The organism is Clostridium sp. CTA-17 (genome assembly GCF_054767895.1).
Genome location: NZ_BAAABF010000011.1, coordinates 1 through 18,654, shown reverse-complemented (window position 1 = coordinate 18,654; position 18,654 = coordinate 1). Strand labels below are relative to the sequence as shown.

The 18,654-nt window shown below is 27.9% G+C and carries 12 protein-coding genes, 5 tRNA genes and 1 other annotated feature; of the genes, 2 read left to right on the top strand and 15 right to left on the bottom strand.

Annotated features, from left to right (window positions below):
* Nucleotides 1-30: 30 nt before the first annotated feature.
* Nucleotides 31-3,846, bottom strand: coding sequence for a helicase-exonuclease AddAB subunit AddA (addA, locus tag ACYUCG_RS13695; RefSeq protein ID WP_460268761.1), 3,816 nt, complete (start codon nt 3,844-3,846; stop codon nt 31-33).
* Entirely contained in the window at nt 3,836-7,312 is a 3,477-nt protein-coding gene (gene addB, locus ACYUCG_RS13690; protein WP_460268760.1) for a helicase-exonuclease AddAB subunit AddB, read from the bottom strand. The genes addA and addB overlap by 11 nt, the downstream gene beginning before the upstream one ends.
* 208 nt (nt 7,313-7,520) lie before the next feature.
* On the opposite strand from addB, the gene ACYUCG_RS13685 reads away from it, so the two are divergent.
* Nucleotides 7,521-7,685: a hypothetical protein gene (locus ACYUCG_RS13685; RefSeq protein ID WP_165489639.1), complete on the top strand. Its 165-nt coding sequence runs from the start codon at nt 7,521-7,523 to the stop codon at nt 7,683-7,685.
* An 88-nt stretch (nt 7,686-7,773) separates the two neighbouring features.
* Here ACYUCG_RS13685 and ACYUCG_RS13680 read toward each other — a convergent pair whose 3' ends face one another.
* Complete coding sequence (locus tag ACYUCG_RS13680; RefSeq protein WP_004456753.1) at nt 7,774-8,655, bottom strand: metallophosphoesterase; 882 nt, start codon at nt 8,653-8,655, stop codon at nt 7,774-7,776.
* A gap of 248 nt (nt 8,656-8,903) precedes the next feature.
* On the opposite strand from ACYUCG_RS13680, the gene ACYUCG_RS13675 reads away from it, so the two are divergent.
* Entirely contained in the window at nt 8,904-9,086 is a 183-nt protein-coding gene (locus tag ACYUCG_RS13675; RefSeq protein WP_003450940.1) for a hypothetical protein, read from the top strand.
* 33 nt (nt 9,087-9,119) lie between these two features.
* On the opposite strand, the gene ACYUCG_RS13670 is transcribed toward ACYUCG_RS13675, so the two are convergent.
* The 12 genes from ACYUCG_RS13670 to ACYUCG_RS13615 all read right to left on the bottom strand — a co-directional run bounded on the left by ACYUCG_RS13670 (nt 9,120) and on the right by ACYUCG_RS13615 (nt 18,581).
* Nucleotides 9,120-9,210 (bottom strand) — tRNA-Ser (locus ACYUCG_RS13670).
* Between the two features lie 5 nt (nt 9,211-9,215).
* Nucleotides 9,216-9,306: transfer RNA gene (locus ACYUCG_RS13665), tRNA-Ser, on the bottom strand.
* A gap of 108 nt (nt 9,307-9,414) precedes the next feature.
* On the bottom strand, nt 9,415-9,681 hold the full coding sequence (locus tag ACYUCG_RS13660; protein ID WP_060796402.1) for a hypothetical protein: 267 nt from the start codon (nt 9,679-9,681) through the stop codon (nt 9,415-9,417).
* Nucleotides 9,682-9,932: 251 nt separating this feature from the next.
* Nucleotides 9,933-10,023: transfer RNA gene (locus ACYUCG_RS13655), tRNA-Ser, on the bottom strand.
* A gap of 33 nt (nt 10,024-10,056) precedes the next feature.
* Nucleotides 10,057-10,147 (bottom strand) — tRNA-Ser (locus ACYUCG_RS13650).
* Nucleotides 10,148-10,289: 142 nt separating this feature from the next.
* Complete coding sequence (locus ACYUCG_RS13645) at nt 10,290-10,709, bottom strand: hypothetical protein (RefSeq protein WP_460268759.1); 420 nt, start codon at nt 10,707-10,709, stop codon at nt 10,290-10,292.
* 177 nt (nt 10,710-10,886) lie between these two features.
* On the bottom strand, nt 10,887-12,164 hold the full coding sequence (gene serS / locus ACYUCG_RS13640; RefSeq protein WP_003450982.1) for a serine--tRNA ligase: 1,278 nt from the start codon (nt 12,162-12,164) through the stop codon (nt 10,887-10,889).
* Between the two features lie 86 nt (nt 12,165-12,250).
* Nucleotides 12,251-12,458 (bottom strand) — a binding site (T-box leader).
* A 57-nt stretch (nt 12,459-12,515) separates the two neighbouring features.
* Nucleotides 12,516-12,749: a DUF1667 domain-containing protein gene (locus tag ACYUCG_RS13635; RefSeq protein WP_003450903.1), complete on the bottom strand. Its 234-nt coding sequence runs from the start codon at nt 12,747-12,749 to the stop codon at nt 12,516-12,518.
* Between the two features lie 12 nt (nt 12,750-12,761).
* Nucleotides 12,762-14,156 carry an FAD-dependent oxidoreductase gene (locus tag ACYUCG_RS13630; RefSeq protein ID WP_460268758.1) on the bottom strand — a complete coding sequence of 465 codons (1,395 nt, stop codon included), beginning with the start codon at nt 14,154-14,156 and terminating at the stop codon, nt 12,762-12,764.
* Nucleotides 14,157-14,407: 251 nt separating this feature from the next.
* Nucleotides 14,408-17,164 (bottom strand): UPF0182 family protein, encoded by a 2,757-nt coding sequence (locus ACYUCG_RS13625; protein ID WP_460268757.1) that lies wholly within the window; start codon nt 17,162-17,164, stop codon nt 14,408-14,410.
* A 565-nt stretch (nt 17,165-17,729) separates the two neighbouring features.
* A complete protein-coding gene (locus ACYUCG_RS13620) occupies nt 17,730-18,233 on the bottom strand; it encodes an HD domain-containing protein (protein ID WP_240297335.1) in 504 nt (167 codons plus the stop codon).
* A gap of 272 nt (nt 18,234-18,505) precedes the next feature.
* Nucleotides 18,506-18,581, bottom strand: a tRNA-Ala gene (locus ACYUCG_RS13615).
* Between the last annotated feature and the right edge of the window lie 73 nt (nt 18,582-18,654).

The window sequence follows — 18,654 nt, the reverse complement described above, 5'->3', positions numbered from 1 at the left end:
ACTCTAAACATAGAAAAATAAGCAAGGAAATTATTCCTTGCTTATTTTTAATTCTTTTTCAAGATAGAAGGAATACAGATAAGCTTCCTTAACTTCTTCCCCTAAAATTTTATTCAATGTGTCTTTATATAAGTTAATTTGAATTTTATATTTATTTATGAAGGCTTCTTCCTCTCCCTCTTTAACATAATCAGTTTTATAATCTAAGAGAACATATCCATCCTCTTCCTCAAAGAAGGCGTCTATAATACCCTGTAATCTTACTTTTTCCTCTCCATAGATTTTAGGATCAAGATTTTTTTCTATAATACTGCTTGGAATCTCAGTTATAAATGGTAACTCTCTATATACCTTTTTACCAGATTTATATGAGTTTAACATTCTCTGACCTAAATCACTTTTAAAGAACTTTTGTATTTTAAATACATTTACCACTTTTCCTTCTTCTTCTGTTAAAAGTTCTTTTTTAACCATTTTAAGAACTTCTTCTCTTATTTCATCTATATAAGTTACCTTATCTAAATCAATATGTTGCATTACAAAGTGAGTTATAGTCCCCTTCTTAGCTGCTGAGAATTCTTCCTGTCTTTCCTCCATAAATCTTGGTTTTCTTTTTATTTTTTCTTTTTTATTTTCTTCACTACTTTCATTATCAATAATATTATAACTTTCTTGCATAAACTCTTCTTCTTGATGAGCTCTCTTTAATTCAGTTACAGAAATATTTGAAGGAGTATTACAAGACTCTATATATTTATATTTAAAGCCTAGTCTATCTCTTATTTCTATAACTTCTTTTATATCTTTTTTAGATTCAATCCAATTATTACTTTCAAAAATATCAATATTATTTTTTTCTTTTTTATTATTGTTTGTTTCTAAAAGCTCACTTCTATCCCAGCTTTTAAAACTCCAATTAGATTTGTCATCTAAATTTAAAGTTATATCTCCATTACCAATATTTCTTATGGCATCTCCATCTTTATGTTTTGTTAAAGCCATGCCAATCCAATCTAAATAACTCTTTCCCTTTAAAACATTTCCAGGGTTTATTCTATTATCCTCTGAAGAAGCTGAAGCTTTGCACCAATTTTCACAAGACTTTTCTAAATCTGATACAGCACCAGTTATAATTAATTTTTCCTTAGCTCTTGTAAAGGCAACATATAGTATTCTCATTTCTTCTGATAAAACTTCTAATTCACATTTTTTCTTTATAGCGTGCTTTTGAAGAGTATCATACTTTATTCTCTTCTTAACATCTATACAATTTGTTCCTATACCTAAGGTTTCATGAAGAAGTATATCTTCTCTTAAGTCCATCTTGTTAAATTGCTTTCCTGTTCCCCCTAATATAACAACTGGGAATTCTAGCCCTTTACTCTTATGAATACTCATTATCCTTACAACATTCTCATTTTCTCCAAGAATCTTTGCACTTCCCATATCTCCAGAAGACTTTTTAAGCTTATTTATGAAGTTTATAAAATTAAATAATCCCTTAAAACTAGTTGATTCATATTGCTTTGCTCTTTGGAATAGTATTCTTAAATTTGCTTGACGTTGAACTCCATTTGGCATTGTTCCAACATATCCATAGTATGATGTATCAGAATATAAGAACCAAATAAATTCATCTATTGGCATATAAGCTGCCTTTTCTCTCCACTTATTTAAATAATCTAAGAAGTACTTACACTTACCTTTTAATTCCTTAGATATACTTTCATCATAAGTTCCATCTACAACTTCCTTTATGATTTCAAAGAAGTATTTATCTTTATTTAATAATCTTAAATCTGCAAATTCTTCAGATGTAAATGAAAATATTGGTGAACGTAAGGCAGATAGTATATAAATATCCTGCATTGGATTATCTATTATGTGTAATAAGGCTAATATAGTTCTAATCTCAATAGTTTGAAAATATCCTGTTCCTGTGTCAGCATAAACAGGTATTCCATAAGTCCCTAGTTCATCAACAAAGGTTTCTGCCCAGTTCTTAGTTGCTCTAAGTAGGATAACAATATCCTTGTATTTAATCTTTCTATATTTCACTAAATCCTTATCAAAAACCATATAGTGACTTCCATCTTCAGGATTCATTAGCTCATTAATCTTTTTGCCAATTATTCTAGCTTCTAGCTGTATGCTATCTAAATCTTCTTCCTCTTCTCCTAGTTCATCCTCATCACTATATTCCTTGTTACCTGCTTTATTTAATATGTTTATCTCTATATCACCAGCGACCTTTAGATTTTCTATTTCATCTATATATTCTTTCTCTACATTTTCTTCATTTAATTCCCCATAGGATGCCCCTAGGTTTAAGGCCTCTTTTTCATCATATTCAAGCTCTCCTACAGTATTGCTCATTAAGGTTTTAAAGATATAGTTTACTCCATTTATTATTTCTTCTCTGCTTCTAAAGTTTTTATAAAGCATTATTTTTCTATTAGAATCTTCAAACTCTCTATAATTAATATATTTCTCTAAGAAAAGTTCTGGATTTGCCTGCCTAAACTTATATATACTTTGTTTAACATCTCCAACCATAAATACATTAGGATTTTCTACATCTCTTCTTGAAACCATCCCTACAATTGTTTCTTGAATTGTATTACTATCTTGATATTCATCAACTAAAACTTCTTCAAATCTATCCTTAAATTCTAAAGCAACCTGTGAAGGTTTTATATTACCCTCTTCATCTTTATCTATTAATATTTCTAAGCAAAGATGCTCTAAGTCATTAAAATCCAAAATATCCTTTTCTCTTTTTTTATCTCTATACCTATTAGAAAATTCAATTACTAAACCACTTAAACATTTCATTAAAGGATACATCTTTTTCATTCCTAAAACAGCTTCTTCTAAAGAAGTTTCAAAAACATTATCCCTTAAATTCTCTATTATTTTTTTACTTTCATCTCTAAGACTTTTAGTTTTTTCTAATGCTCTTTCATCATCGACACTAGCTTTTCTAACTGATTTTAGTCTTCCAAAACTCGCTTCCATAAGATTATTATAAAACTTTACTATTCCTTCACTTAAAGCAATTCTAAGCTCTTCAACTTGAATTATTTCAGGATATATATTTACTAAATAAGGCTCAAGTCCTCCCCCCATTTCAGCTATATCCCTTGCTTGAGTAAGCATTGTATAGGCATTATTTAAGTCTAAAATTATACTTTCCTTTAAAACCTCTATCCACTTCTTACCTTCAAGTTCCTCTATAGAATTTATGTTAAATTCCTCTACCTTATCCTTTAACCAAGTCTCTGGCCAAGGACCACTCATTATAAAATTATAGAATTTTAATATTATGCTATTTAAGTTATCATCACTTTTACTTCCACCATAAGCTTCAACTAAATCTTTAAAGCACTCATCATCCTTAGTATACATATCCTCAAAAAGGTCAGCTAAAATATCTTGCTTTATAAGCTCACATTCTGTTTGATCTCCTATTCTAAATCCTGGGTCTAAGTCTATTAAGTGGAAATTATTTTTTATAACCTCTAAACAAAAAGAATGCATAGTTGTTATACTAGCTCTATTTAAAAGAGCTAATTGTCTTTGAAGCACTTCAGAACTGGGATCTTTCTCCAAAGCTTTAGATATTGCATCACCTATTCTTTCTCTCATTTCAGAGGCAGCAGCATTAGTAAATGTAACAACTAATAGCTTATCTATATCAACAGGATTTTCACCCTCTGTTATCATTTTTATAATTCTTTCAACTAATACAGCAGTTTTTCCTGAGCCAGCCGCAGCCGCTACTAAAAGATTGCATTTTCTAGTGTTTATAGCTAATTCTTGTTCTTCAGTCCATTTAGTCCCCATTTACTTCACCACCTACTTTTTCATTTATACTCTTCCATATGTCTTCATCTTTCTTCTTAGGAATAACTTTGTATCTATTGTCTTCTAAACTAGAATCAAACTGGCATATATGTGAGTAGTTACAATAATCACACACTATATTTTTATTTTCTTTACATGGTTCTATATCAATTTTACCTTCTATCATGTTTTGGCATATCTCAACCATTTTTTCATTTACATACCTTCTTAATAATTCAAACTGCTCCATGGTTATTAAAGCTTTATTTTTCCCTAAATCCCCTGCCTTTTTCATATTTGCAGGTATTATAAGAGAGTGTGTTCCAGGTTCTAAAGTATTATCCATTGCCTTAACAACTTTTACGTCATCTAGTAAAAGCCCTTCTAATTTTAACTCTTTTAAAACCTCACTTTTTATTTCTTCTTCTGTTAAATCTCCCTTAGACTTTAATATAGGGTCATCTATTCTAAAATAAAGTATTGCCCCTGGCATAGCTTGATTTTCAACTATATTTTCTGAATTATTTATAAGAGCATCTAAATAAACTAAAAGTTGCATTTGAAGTCCATTATAAAATTTATTTAAGTCAAACTTTTTAGAACCAGTTTTATAATCTATAATTCTTAAATATGTTTCACCATCTAAATTTAATTTATCAACTCTATCTATTCTCCCATTTAAATAAAAACTTTCTCCTGAAGGAAGGTCTAGTTTTATTGAATTTACATCTTTAGAAAATCCAAAGTCTAATTCATTTTTATAAATTTCAAAGTCACTTCTCTTCATCTGTTCACTAATTACCATAACTGATTTTGTAAGAATTCTCTTAAATCTATCTGTGAAATAAGAATATCTCTTTGAACTATTTAATATGGATGACTTATTGTTTTTAATCTGATTATCAACTAAAGAATTTATTATGTTTCTGCAATTCTCCTTGCTTAAATCACTCCATTTTAAATCTTTTTCTTTAATTTCATTGGTAAACTCATCTAATATTTCATGCATAAAGCTACCTAAATCAGGCGCTGTAAACTCATATATTTTTCTGTCCTTAGCCTTTAATCCATATTGTATATAGTAAGCAAATGGACACTGGGCATATCTTTCTAATCTTGAAACACTTAGTGAAATTTTATTTTTATTATCTTCATAAAGCTTTTTAGCCTTTTCCTTTGAAATATTATTTTCTAAATTAGTGTATTCAAGCCCCTTCCTTACATACTCTATTCTTTCTTTCCACTTAGGTTCTCTTAAATACCAATCATAAACATATTTCCAATAGTCCTCTATCTCAGCACCATCATAATTTTTCCTAATTGCTATCATAAGCTCATTTAAAGTAGGAATTTTAGCAGAAATCTTCTCATACTTATCATTTACTAATTTAAAGCCTTCACTTTCTTCCTTTACATTTGGAAGTATCTTTTTAAGTCTATGAACTATAATAGAAGGTCTTTGAGATTTACCTTCAAAATCTGCTAAAGGATAAGTAACAACTAAGTATTCCTCTGCTATGGTAAAAGCTGTATAAACTAAAAATTGCTCTTCAAAGATTTTAGTTCTAGTATCTGAAGCTAGTGAAATTCCTTTTTCAAGTAAAATCTCTCTATCATTATCTGATAATATTCCTTCTTCTTTGCTAGCTGAAGGGAGTACCCCATCATTTACTCCTATAATGTATAAAGCCTTTGTTCCCCTACTTTTTATTCTTGTGATATCTCCTATGTTTACTTGATCTAATGCTACAGGAATTAATCCCATTTCATACTGAGATAATCCAATATTTAATACCTTCATAAATTCATTTAAATCCATAACTTCATTTCCTAGAACATCAACTGCCTGCTCTAAAACATCTATGAAAATATCTCTTACCTCAGAATATTCCTTTGCCTCAATAGCCATATCATTTTCCTTGAAATAATCAACATATTTATCTATGGTATCCATAACATCTAATTTAGAGTCTAAAAATTCATATAAAATTGTGGCAAATTCCTTTAAGGTTTTCTTTCCTTTACACTGTTTATTAAACTCATCTAAAGGAGCTACTATAGTCTCTCTAATATCATTTAATCTTTCTAATCTTTGCTTATTTTCCTCTGATATCTCTTCTTCTTTTAAAATGCTAGAACTATAGTTAATCCATTCTTCCATCCACTTTTTGCCCTTTATTCCATAGGCCAATACATAGTTTTCTAGTTCATCAATAAGCTCTGCTCCTTCAATCCCTCTAAACTCTTTAATAAGTCCAGTTTTAAGATATTTAAACATACTTTCATAAGTCCAATTCTTGCTTATTATATCTACTGCTGAGTTTATAAAAACAATAAGTGGATTACTAGCTATATCTATCTTTTTGTCTATATAATAAGGAATCTCATACTCCGCAAAAATAGCTGATACAACCTTCTCATAATTATCTACATCTCTGCATATTACTGAAATATCCTTAAATCTGTATTGCTTCTCTCTAACAAGTCTTAATATATCCTTAGCTACAAACTCAATTTCATCGTAGTTATTATTTGCTCTATAAAGCCTTAAACTATTATTTTTTCCTCTATACTGTTTAAAAGGATATGCATAAAGTTGCCTTTCTATATGTGCTAATTCCTTATTCTCTTTGAATCTATAGGGAATATCTTCGTTTAAATCAATATATCCATTAAAAGCAATTCCTTCTTCTTGTATTAAATTCATTAATCTTTTTTCTGTATTTTTTGTAGCAACAAACAGATCACTTTCCCCTTTAGGTGAATTTACCTCATCTATGGATAAAGTTATGTTAACACTTTTAGCTCTTTTTAATAATTTTCCTATAACACTTAACTGATTTGGAGTAAAGGAACTAAACTCATCTATCCAAATTTCAGCTCCATCATATAAAGAACATCCATCTAACTTTTCATTTAATAGTAAAAGTTGATCCTCTTCATCAACATATCCCTCATGAAGTCTTGAGTTAAATTCATTAAAAACATCCTTTAATTCTTCCATCTTCATTTTTAGATTTTCATCTTCTATTTCATTAATAGTTAAATCTAAAACTTCATTATTAACATTATACTTTTTAAACTCAGTTATTGTCTTTGATGCTATGTCTATAAAGCCCTTTTGTCTAGAAGCATTTTTAAACACAGTCATATTATCCCCTAAATCTTCTAGTACCTTAAAAATAAGCATGCTTTTACCAGCATCCCCCATAATAGTTCTAGTTGCTCCTCCACATTCATTAAAAACATTGTGAGCAAGTCTTTTAAAACTAAGAACCTCAGCATTTAAAACATACCTTTCTCCTATGGCATTTAACACTTTATTCTCAGTTTGAAAAGTAAATTGTTCTGGGACAAGTAAAATTAATTTATTATTAGGTGAATTATTTATTTTCTTTTTTATTTGATTTATACAAAAAGTACTTTTACCAGAACCTGCTCTTCCATATATAATTTTTAAGCCCATATTTACACCTCGAAATTTATTTATATATTTCCAAATTATTACCTCTTATAATAACATTTTATACTTAATTATGCCTTTTAAATAGCAATATGACAAAAAAAATATATAAGGCATTTTATTATAGAAATAGATTACAATACATTATATAATAATGGTGAAATCATAAATAATCATAAAGATGGTTATTAACCAATAAGGGGTGTTTTAAATGAAAATAGGTGATACTTTCAAAAAATTTATGGATACTACAGCTGAAATTGAAACTAAGCTTGGCAATCCAATGGCATGTTTCCTTGAAGAGCAAGAAAGAGAAGAAAAAGAGAAAAAAGCACACCATAAAGAAGTAAAAGATAATGGAAAGAATGATAATTAAAATATAATTTATTAACATAAAAATTGAAATTATCAACAGAAAATATAAAACTCTAATGTTTTTTGTGTATAACATTAGAGTTTTTTCTTTAATAATTTTCTATTCTAATAGGCCCACCTATAATATCTCTTCCAACAAAAAGAGATCCCTTTTCATCAGCCTTTATTGTCCACTTTATAAGTGAAATCTCGCCACGCTCAATTTCTATAGCTGTAATAGTTCTAGGTAATACACAGCACCCTATGTTAAAGTATGTTGATTCATTCCTACTTTTAGGAAATAGTGTTTTATGTGTATGTCCTAAAATAACTCTAGTTTTATTTTCCTCTGCCCACTTGCTTATTTTCTCATCAAATAAATTTCTTTTATTATTACTCTTTGCAGGACTTGTAGGATCTTTAAACCCCATAAAAGCCTCTAAAATAGCCCAAACATATCTCACTAAAAATTTTGATAAAAAAGCTAATTCATTATTTAAAAAATCTATTTGATGACCATGAATTACAAAAAAATCTTTTTTACTTTCTTCATGCACTAGTACTAAAGATTCATATATCTTTAAAGTACTATAAAAATCTGAAGCAGAGTGATTAAACCTATTTCTTCTCTTGTTTTTCCTTAAAAATTTTATCTTACTCTTATCTTTATCATGATTTCCATATATCATATAAAGTCTATTTTTTTCTTTAAATTCTTCTAAAACTTCATAGATTTCATAATTCATATCATATATCTCTTGTATATCTTTAAACTTCCATAATTCATCACCATCTCCAACTTCTATATAAGTAAATTTATTTTTATAATAATACCTTATAGCTGATAGATAAATGTTGATATTAGGAGCTAAACTATCTTTATATGTGCCATCTCCCCTATGACAATCACTAAATAAGACTATTTTAGAATTACTATTAAAAATAATTTCCTTAGAATTATTTTTAATATCATTTAGTTTTTCAACTTTCATTCATAACTCCATAAAATACTGCTTCATATATATTTATATTTTTCTTGGATTAATATATGCTCTATGATAAATAATTTAAACTTTATTGAAAATAAATCTAATTCAAATCACTTTTCTTAGGAATATTCTTAGGAATAATACTATGTTAATTAGTTAAATTTCATAAAAATTCTTTATTTTAATCACTTTTAATTACTTAAATTCAAATTTATGGTATAATATTTTTTAATTAAGGAGGGGAAATCTATATGAGTACATTTCTTTATTTTATATTTTTTACTTTTATTATTTATATATTACTTACTGGATTTTTTAAAAAGGTTTTTAAGGAAGCTTTTATCGAACTTTTAAATGAAGACAATGAAAAGCTTAAGCTATTTATTAAGGAATGTCTTAGAGAACATGACTTCTCTAAAAGAAATAAAAATTAAGCAAAAAAAGCATCTAGTAAAACTAGATGCTTTTGGCGGAGAATCCGGGATTTGAACCCGGGCGCCGGTTGCCCGACCTACTCCCTTAGCAGGGGAGCCTCTTCAGCCACTTGAGTAATTCTCCACTTGTGGCGGAGAGAATGGGATTCGAACCCATGGTACGCTCACACGCACGCCGGTTTTCAAGACCGGTGCCTTAAACCAACTCGACCATCTCTCCATGTTTGACACATTTATTATTATATCATTTTCATTTTATATGTCAACTATTTTTTTATAAAAAAAGATACTATTTTTTATTCCATTATAGTATCTTTTTTCTTAATAATTATTTTAATGGTATCTTCATAAATAATACCCAAGTAAATACTGTTAAAAGAAATCCTATTATATTTAATATTAATGGTAATTTACCTTCATTGTGCTTTTTAAAAGCTATGTAACCAGCAATAATACCAGGAATTGAAAAAGGTAATCCTACAATAAAAAAGTATAGTGCTGCAAAAATACTACTCCATCCTAAATATAAAGATAGTGTATATGCTGTTGATCTTTTTGTTTTTTTAGGTCTAACTGGCCCTGATGATCCTTTCAAAATATCTCCTCCCAATAAAATTCATATAATTAAATTATACATTTTTAACTACAAACAAGATTATATTATCTATAAATTTTATATTAACAATTTTTGTATTTAATAAATTATAAAAATATTTTGCTTAAACCTGTTTTTAAGACTTATTAATTACATAAAGAAGTTTATCTAAAATACTTTATAAAGTAAATGTCTCTTCAAATTATTTTACATTAAACATAAATAAAAGCACCTAGTAAAACTAGATGCTTTGGCGGAGAATCCGGGATTTGAACCCGGGCGCCGGTTGCCCGACCTACTCCCTTAGCAGGGGAGCCTCTTCAGCCACTTGAGTAATTCTCCATAATATCCCATTTTTATTTTTTATAAAAAAAATGGCGGAGAGAATGGGATTCGAACCCATGGTACGCTCACACGCACGCCGGTTTTCAAGACCGGTGCCTTAAACCAACTCGACCATCTCTCCGCGGTACGATAATTATTATATCAACGGTTTAAATTTATGTCAATACTTTTTTTATAAAAAAAATAAAAATAAAAGATACTATATTTGATTTAAATACAGTATCTTTTATATAAAATTTAAAACCTATACAAAAATAAGTTTATTATCTATCCTTACAGCAATATTTACAACCACATCCAGGTCTTCCTGGTTTGTCAGGTTTTTCTGGTCTTTCAGGTTTTTCATTATTTTTGCATTTTTTATAGCATTCAATTGTAGCAAATAAGTGTTTAAAAGCTTCAAAAACTGTCTTGTCTAATTCCCTATCTAGTTCCATTGCTTCACAGAATAAAGATTTTTGTTTTTTTCTTAAACATTCTAATCTTTCTTCTAATTCATCAATCTCTTTTTGAATGTATTTTATACCTTCAAATTTTTCTTCAACTGCTTCATTAAGTTCAGCAGATTCTCTAGTTAACTCTTCAGCTACTTTCTCTAACTTTCTGCATTTATGACAATTATCCTCATATTTATCCCAATTACATCCACAATTACATTTATAGTTATATTTACAATTATCCATAATAATTACACCTCACTTTTATTTCACCTAATTTATACTATGTTAATGGTTTATTTTTTGACACAAAAAATAAAAAAACGGTATTAAAATACCGTTTTTTTAACTCTATACTAAACTTATTTATTTTAATATATAACTATAAATCTAATTATATATTTCTTCTAAAAGAAACTGTAATTATTTTAGTAAATCACATCTCATATATTCTTTTAAAGCTTCTGGTATAACTACTGATCCATCTTCTTGTTGATAGTTTTCTAATATAGCAGCTACAGTTCTTCCAATAGCAACCCCTGATCCATTTAATGTATGAACAAATTGTGGTTTTTCCTTTGGAGAATTTTTATATTTAATGTTAGCTCTTCTAGCTTGGAAATCTTCAAAGTTTGAACAACTTGAAATTTCAACATATCTATTGTAGCTTGGCATCCAAACTTCTATATCATATTTTAATGCAGCAGTGAATCCTAAATCACCTTTACATATTCTAACTATTCTATATGGTAATCCTAAACCTTGTAATACAGATTCAGCATCTTGAACTAATTTATCTAATTCTTCATAGCTTTGCTCAGGTTTACAGAACTTAACTAACTCAACTTTATTAAATTGGTGTTGTCTTATAAGACCTCTTGTATCTCTTCCTGCTGAACCAGCTTCTGCTCTGAAACAAGCACTATATGCAGCATGTTTTATTGGAAGTTTATCTCCCTCTAAAGTTTCATTTCTGTACATATTAGTTACAGGAACCTCAGCTGTTGGTATTAAGAAATATCCATTGTTTTCTACTTTGAAAGCATCTTCTTCGAATTTTGGAAGTTGACCAGTACCAGTCATACTATCTCTATTTACCATGTATGGTGGTAATACTTCAGTATATCCATTTTCAAATGTATGTTTATCTAAGAAGTAGTTGATTATAGATCTTTCTAATCTAGCACCCATTCCTTTGTAAACTGTAAATCTTGATCCAGCAACTTTTCCTCCTCTTTCGAAGTCTAAAAGATCTAAATCTGTTCCTAAATCCCAGTGTGCTTTTGGTTCAAAGTTGAATTTAGTAGGCTCTCCCCATCTTTTTATTTCAACATTGTCCTCATCAGTTTCCCCTTCTGGAACAGCTGGGTTTGGTATATTAGGAATTCTTAGCATTATATAGTTAATTTTATCGTTTAACTCAGCAACTTTAGCATCATCAGCCTTTATTTTATCTCCTATTTCTCTCATTTCAGCCATTACTTCTGTAACGTCTTCTCCAGCTTTTTTTCTCTTTGGAATTTCAGCTGATACTTCGTTTCTTTGTTTCTTTAAAGCCTCAACATCAACTAAAATTTTTCTTCTTTCTTCATCTAAAGCTATAACTTCGTCTATAACATTTACATCAAAGTCTTCTCCTCTATTAGATAAAGCTTTTTTCACTTCTTCAGTATTACTTCTTAACTTTTTTAAATCTAACATTGCCATTCTCCTTTCAAGAACCTTATTTATATTTAAAATTTTATTAACTAAAAAAATATATAAAAAAGGAGCCTCCATTCCCTATAAAAAGGGACGAAAAGACTCCGCGTTGCCACCCTAATTGATAAAATCAAAAAAAGATTTTATCCTCTTAAAAACTTTAACGGTTAATTCCGTACTGCTCATCACAGTCCCTCACAGGTGGATTCATGAAAATATTGTACTAGTTCACACCAAAACCACTAGCTCTCTGAAAGCAATATATAACATTACTAGCCTGATCAACGGTTTATTATTAATTTAAACATAATATATAAAAAATATACTTTAATATTTGCTTTTTGTCAATTCTTAACTATCTTTTGGTAGATTTTTTGTGCATATAATGTCTACACCAGTATTCATTATATTTTTGCATACCACATTTCCACTTTTAGTTGGCACTCCAACATATAATCTACTTAAAACATTTGAAAAATCAATCCACTTAGATATCTCAACTGGTTTATTACTTTTTACAGGAACTACATTATATTTTTTAGATCCTCTAACTCTTACCACACTAGTAAATATATCTTTATGCATTAAACCACCCCTTTAGACTCTATCAAATTCCTTAATTCTAGATGCTAAAACCTTGGAATTCTTTGAATCCTCAACTATTTCTGTTGGCTTTTTTTCAAGCTCTCTTGCTAATATATTTATTATTTTGCTTATACAGTAAGCTCCATGACAAGTTCCAAAGGTGGCACCTGTTCTTCTTTTTACACCCTCAACAGTTCTTGCCCCTAGTGGACGTCTTATGCAGTCTACAATTTCTCCTTCACTAATACCATTGCAAAGGCATACTATCTTTCCATATCTCTTATCTAAAGATATAAGTTCATTTCTCTCATCATCAGATAATTCCCTAAAACGATAGAATTCCCTTCTTTTATCTACAAAGTTTTTATTTAAACTACAATTTAATTTATCTATTATCTCATCGCATATTATCTTAGATACAGCTGGTGCTATAGTAACCTCACCATAGTGATTTCCCATAACCTTTATATATCCCTTATTTTTTCTACTATCATCTATAATCAGTCTATCCTGATTGTGATTGTCATAGAAAATATCCTTAACATGCTTTCTACTAATGCTATTTATCATCTCTTTAGCTATTTTTAATGACTTCATAAAACCTAATGAATTGTTTGAGTTTATACCTATTAAAGTATCTCCATTAACAGTATTCTTTTGAATTATAAACTCCTCTTCATTTTTTAATTTAACAACTATATTTGATGTTTTCTCTTTTATTTCATCATTTAATAATAGATAATATGTTTTTAAAGCATTTTTTTGTTCATAATCCTTATCTTGATCTATAGTATAATGTTCACTTGGAGTTGTGTTTATAACAAATCTACAAGTAAATTTATTTTTATTTGTAGTTACTTTAAAGCCTTTAGCTATACTTTGAATATCTAAAACTACTTCCTCTAATCTAAAACTTACTCCATTATCATAAGCTATTTCAGCAAATCCTATAGCTAAATCATATGGACTTGTAACAGCTATATTTTCTGAATACATAGCTTTCTTTATTTCACCTTTATAATTAGGCTCTATTTCTCTTGCTCTTTTTTCATCAATTAAATAAATATTATTTATTCCTCTTGATTTAGCTCTCTTATAGTTCTCTTCAATTATTCTAACTGTTTCATCATTATCAGCTATAGTTAAATGTCCTACCCTCTTAAATGGAACATTTAATTTTTTAGTTATTTCAGGTAACATCATGTTTCCCATATTCTCTAAGTAACTCATTAAATTGTCCTTGCATTCAGAACCGTCATATACAATTGCTGTATTAACAAAGGAAACATCATCTGCAATATCAAAATCCTTCTCTATAAGAGCTATATTTAAGTTATACTTTGATAACTCATATGCAACAGAGCATCCTATGATTCCTCCACCTAATATCAACACATCATAATCCATATGTTTCACCCCTAGCTCTTAGATATATTCTACTAAAAATTATATCATAAAATATATATACTATTGTAATGATTCCTAAAATTATAGCAATATAAAAAAAGAGTATTCAAGTAAATTTCTATAAAATCTTAATAAATTAAAATTAAAAAATCTACTTAAAATACTCAAGTTTATTTAAATTTATATAAAATAAATTTAAATATAAAATTTTTAACTAGTCCTTAATTATTTTTTAAGAACTAATAATTAATTTACTCTTGTGACATTTTGTTTAGAACATCTCCTAATTTATTTATAAATTCTCCATAAGTTGCCCAGTCACCATTTTTTTGAGCTTCTATAGCTTTATTAAATAAATCAGCAGCTTCTTTTACTCCACTGTTATCTGAAGTTGTTTCAGTCTTTGGAGTTTCATCCTTATTTGAGTTTTTATTCTCTTCAGATGAATTATAATTAAATAGCTTTAAAAGTGCCTTTTCTATATTTTCTTCTATAACTATTTTATCTCCATTAGAAAGAATTACTCTTTTCATTTCAGGCATACTATTTTCTGAGTTTGCCTTTAAATAAATTGTATTTAAATATAGTAATGAATCTTCTATAGGAACAATGATTATATCACCATATATAACCTCAGATCCCTTTCCAGCCCAAAGACTTATTTCCTTAGAAATATTAGGATCCTGTTGTATTCTATTCTTAAATAAAATTGGACTATATATAGTTCTTTGAGGAGGGAATTTATACATAACTAGTTCTCCATAATTATCTCCATCCATTCTAGCTCCTAAAAGTGCTACCATGCTTTGTTTTCCTCTCATATTAAAATAATCTAGAAGCATCATTTCAACATTTTCTTCATCAGGTAATTTCGTCATAAGATAAAGGCCTTCATTTTCAGCTTCATTGTTTTTATTTTCTTTTGCCTTATTAAGAATAGATTCTTCCTTACCTTCATCTCCTTGACTTAGGTTCTCTCCTCCATGCTTAACAACCTCTAGTGATCTATCCCATAAATCTTCCTCAGTAAATAGTTTAATAGGATCATCTACATGATATTTTGTTAACACCTTACTTTGTAATTCAAATAAGTCTTGAGGATATCTAAAATGCTCTTTTAAATCCTCTGGCATTTCTGATAAAGGCTTAAATAAACCTTTATATATTTTTAAATAACAATTAATTATAGGGTCATTCTCATCTGTTACATAAAAATCTACATTTCCATTAAAAGCATCAACCACAACCTTAACTGAATTCCTTATATAGTTTACTCCTTCATGAGGCTCTGAAAATGGGTACTTATCTGTTGATGTATATGCATCCATCATCCAAACCAATCTTCCATCATGAACTACTATATATGGATCACTATCATAAGTTAAAAATGGAGCTATTTCCTGAACCCTCTTAACTATATTACGATTAAGAATTATTCTACTTTCTGAAGTTATGGAACTAGACATTAATATTTTAGGATTTCTTTCATAAATACTAAATAACACTCTATTAAAAGGTGTCATCTTTAATCCACCAGTTCCATTATAGTTAAATGTATTTTCTGTATCTCCTGTTGGATAGTCAAACTCTCCCCCTTCAGTATTTACAATAACATAATCATTATCACTTTCTCCAAAATAAATTCTTGGATTTTCAATATTAATATCTGTTGTATTTACTGTTGGTATATCTTTCATAACAAAGTCAGGTTGTCCAAATTCTGTTACACTATTAACCCTACTCATAGCTAAACCATACCCATGGGTATATCTAAGATGCTTATTTTGCCATGTAGTCATAGAATCTCTGTTTATTTCCCTTGGAGATACAAATACTTGAGTATATTTACCATTTATATTATATCTATCTGTGTCTGCATCATTAAATTCATAATAATTTTTTATAAGTTGAACTTGCTGATAAAAACTTAATAAAGGTCCTGTTGAATTAACCTTTAGGTTTTCAATGATATCTTTATTATCTTCTAATTTTTCACTAGTTATATTTTCATTTGGTTCCATTTCTTTAACTTCAATTTCATCAATATTAAAAGCTTTTTTAGTAGCATCAATACTATATGAAATATAAGGTTTTTCAAGTTCCATTTCATTTGGTTTAACTACAAACTGTTGAGTAAGAATAGCCACTACAGGCTCTAAAACAATAAGTACAGCAATTGATGCAATTGATATTATAATAGGTCTAAACTTCAACTTTAAAATTGAAATAAAAACTACTATTGAAGATATTACACAAGCTACAGCTATAACCTTATAAAATATCATTGTTATTTTAACATCTGTATAACCAGCTCCATAGGATACCCCTCTAGTACTATAAACTAAATTATATGACTTTAATAAATAGCTACATCCTATAAGCAGTGATAATACTGAAGCCAAAACTGCTAGTTGTTTTCCTGCAAACTTTCTTATTCCATAAGTTTTACTATTTATATTTATAACGTTATCCTTGTTTTGATAAATTTTATCTTTAAATCCTAAAGCTAAATATATGATAACTGTTATAAGAACTAAAATAATTATTAGAGAAATAGCTGTGCTAAAAATAGACTGTACTAAAGGTAATTTAAAAACATAAAAAGATATATCCTTATCAAAAATAGGATCTACTTCTCCAAAAGGAACTGCATTAGTAAATTGAAGAATTTTATACCACTGAGTTGTGGCAGTAGCTCCAGCTCCTAACATTGATATTACTAAATTTGATAATAAAAAGTATTTTTTAACTGACTTAAACTTAGTATCACCTACCAAGCTTCTAATACTTTTCCTCAAAGTAAATAAATATATAGCTATTACACCAAAATATAATATAAATATAGGTACAAATAACTTACATATAGCTATAAGCTTAGTAAAAAATACATTTAAATATCCTACTTCTTTAAACCATTGAACATTAATAATAAAATTAGTTGAAACGAAAAAAACTACAACTAGAAGTAAGATACTAATAAGAACTGTATTAAGTATCTTATTTTTCAAAACTTCCCCTCCTTAAATTTTGACATTTCATATATATTACATAAAATAAAATTTCACTAAAACTAAAATTCATATAAGACTTAAATCTTAATCAATATTAAATAGACTTTACTCTTTGCAAATGAAAGTCTAAAGAATATATTATATAAATCTTAATCTAAATATTGAAATTTATATAACTCTTAAATTTAAATAATATAGTTTTTATAAATCTTTAATTAAAATAATATAAGTTTATATAAAATATTTTTTAGATTATATCTTAATAACATCTCATAAATAGCTTATTTTTCTAGAATTAATTTTTATTTTCCTATAAATTTATATTAAATATTATCCTTATATTTAATTCTTATATTTATATAAAGTATTATTCTTATAATTGAAATTGGAATAAATTATTTAAATCTATAAAATTAACTTAAAATTATTTCAACATAATTTATACTGACTAAAAATTGTAAAACTAAGTTATTATCACTTGTTTAATTTATTTTCATCATGATTTATACTGAATATTAGCTTTAATAAAACTTATTTAAAAACTATGCACCTATTCTTAAAATTAATTCATATCATCAGCTTCTTTTAATATGCATAAAAATATGTTTTCACTAGATTTAATAGAGTGATGTCCTCTAATAGCTTCTACAAACTCTTTATCATAATCATCTTCCCTTAGATAATCAAATGCCTTATCACCATGATTATAATAAATATATATTGGTTTTATATTTTGAAATTTACTTATTCTATTTTTAGATATTTTTTTACCTAACACTAAAAATGACTTTGTCATTATATTTAAAGGATAATATAATTTTCCTATGTCATGTAATAATCCTAGCTTAGAAAAAATTTTTAATTCACTCTCTAAATTTATTCCTTTCCTCTTAGCTAAATTAACACAATCTTTAGAAACCTTTATAGAATGCAACTGTTCTCCTTTTTTCAAGCTCTTAAATAAACTAAACTCATAATCATTTAAGATTGATCTTACATAACTATAATCTAACTCTTTAAAATTTGCAGAAATAGCCCATAAAAATTGCTTTATTCTATACGACATCTTTAGGTATTCACCTTCTATTCTCATTAAAGATATTAATACTGTAAATTATACCATATAAAGATAATTATTATATATTATCTTTCCGTTAAAATATTTATCCACTAAATACTCCCTATATGTAGATAACTTATTTGTTTTCTGTGGATAACTTGTTATTCTTTTTTTAAATTTGTGGAAAACTTTTAAGATTAGTTAAATCAATAGATTTATTTTAGATTTGAATATATTTAAGAAAAATAAAAAAACTCTAAACAAATGTTTAGAGTTTTTGGTGGAGGTAAGGAGATTCGAACTCCTGACCCCCTGCGTGCAAGGCAGGTGCTCTCCCAACTGAGCTATACCCCCAAAAATGGTGGACCTTCAGGGACTCGAACCCCGGACCTACCGGTTATGAGCCGGTTGCTCTAACCAACTGAGC

What these genes read in the sequence shown, in the direction of transcription:
- addA (WP_460268761.1), bottom strand. Translation starts at nt 3,846, where the DNA reads ATGGGGACTAAATGGACTGAAGAACAAGAATTAGCTATAAACACTAGA.
- addB (WP_460268760.1), bottom strand. Translation starts at nt 7,312, where the DNA reads ATGGGCTTAAAAATTATATATGGAAGAGCAGGTTCTGGTAAAAGTACT.
- ACYUCG_RS13685 (WP_165489639.1), top strand. Translation starts at nt 7,521, where the DNA reads ATGAAAATAGGTGATACTTTCAAAAAATTTATGGATACTACAGCTGAA.
- ACYUCG_RS13680 (WP_004456753.1), bottom strand. Translation starts at nt 8,655, where the DNA reads ATGAAAGTTGAAAAACTAAATGATATTAAAAATAATTCTAAGGAAATT.
- ACYUCG_RS13675 (WP_003450940.1), top strand. Translation starts at nt 8,904, where the DNA reads ATGAGTACATTTCTTTATTTTATATTTTTTACTTTTATTATTTATATA.
- ACYUCG_RS13645 (WP_460268759.1), bottom strand. Translation starts at nt 10,709, where the DNA reads ATGGATAATTGTAAATATAACTATAAATGTAATTGTGGATGTAATTGG.
- serS (WP_003450982.1), bottom strand. Translation starts at nt 12,164, where the DNA reads ATGTTAGATTTAAAAAAGTTAAGAAGTAATACTGAAGAAGTGAAAAAA.
- ACYUCG_RS13635 (WP_003450903.1), bottom strand. Translation starts at nt 12,749, where the DNA reads ATGCATAAAGATATATTTACTAGTGTGGTAAGAGTTAGAGGATCTAAA.
- ACYUCG_RS13630 (WP_460268758.1), bottom strand. Translation starts at nt 14,156, where the DNA reads ATGGATTATGATGTGTTGATATTAGGTGGAGGAATCATAGGATGCTCT.
- ACYUCG_RS13620 (WP_240297335.1), bottom strand. Translation starts at nt 18,233, where the DNA reads ATGTCGTATAGAATAAAGCAATTTTTATGGGCTATTTCTGCAAATTTT.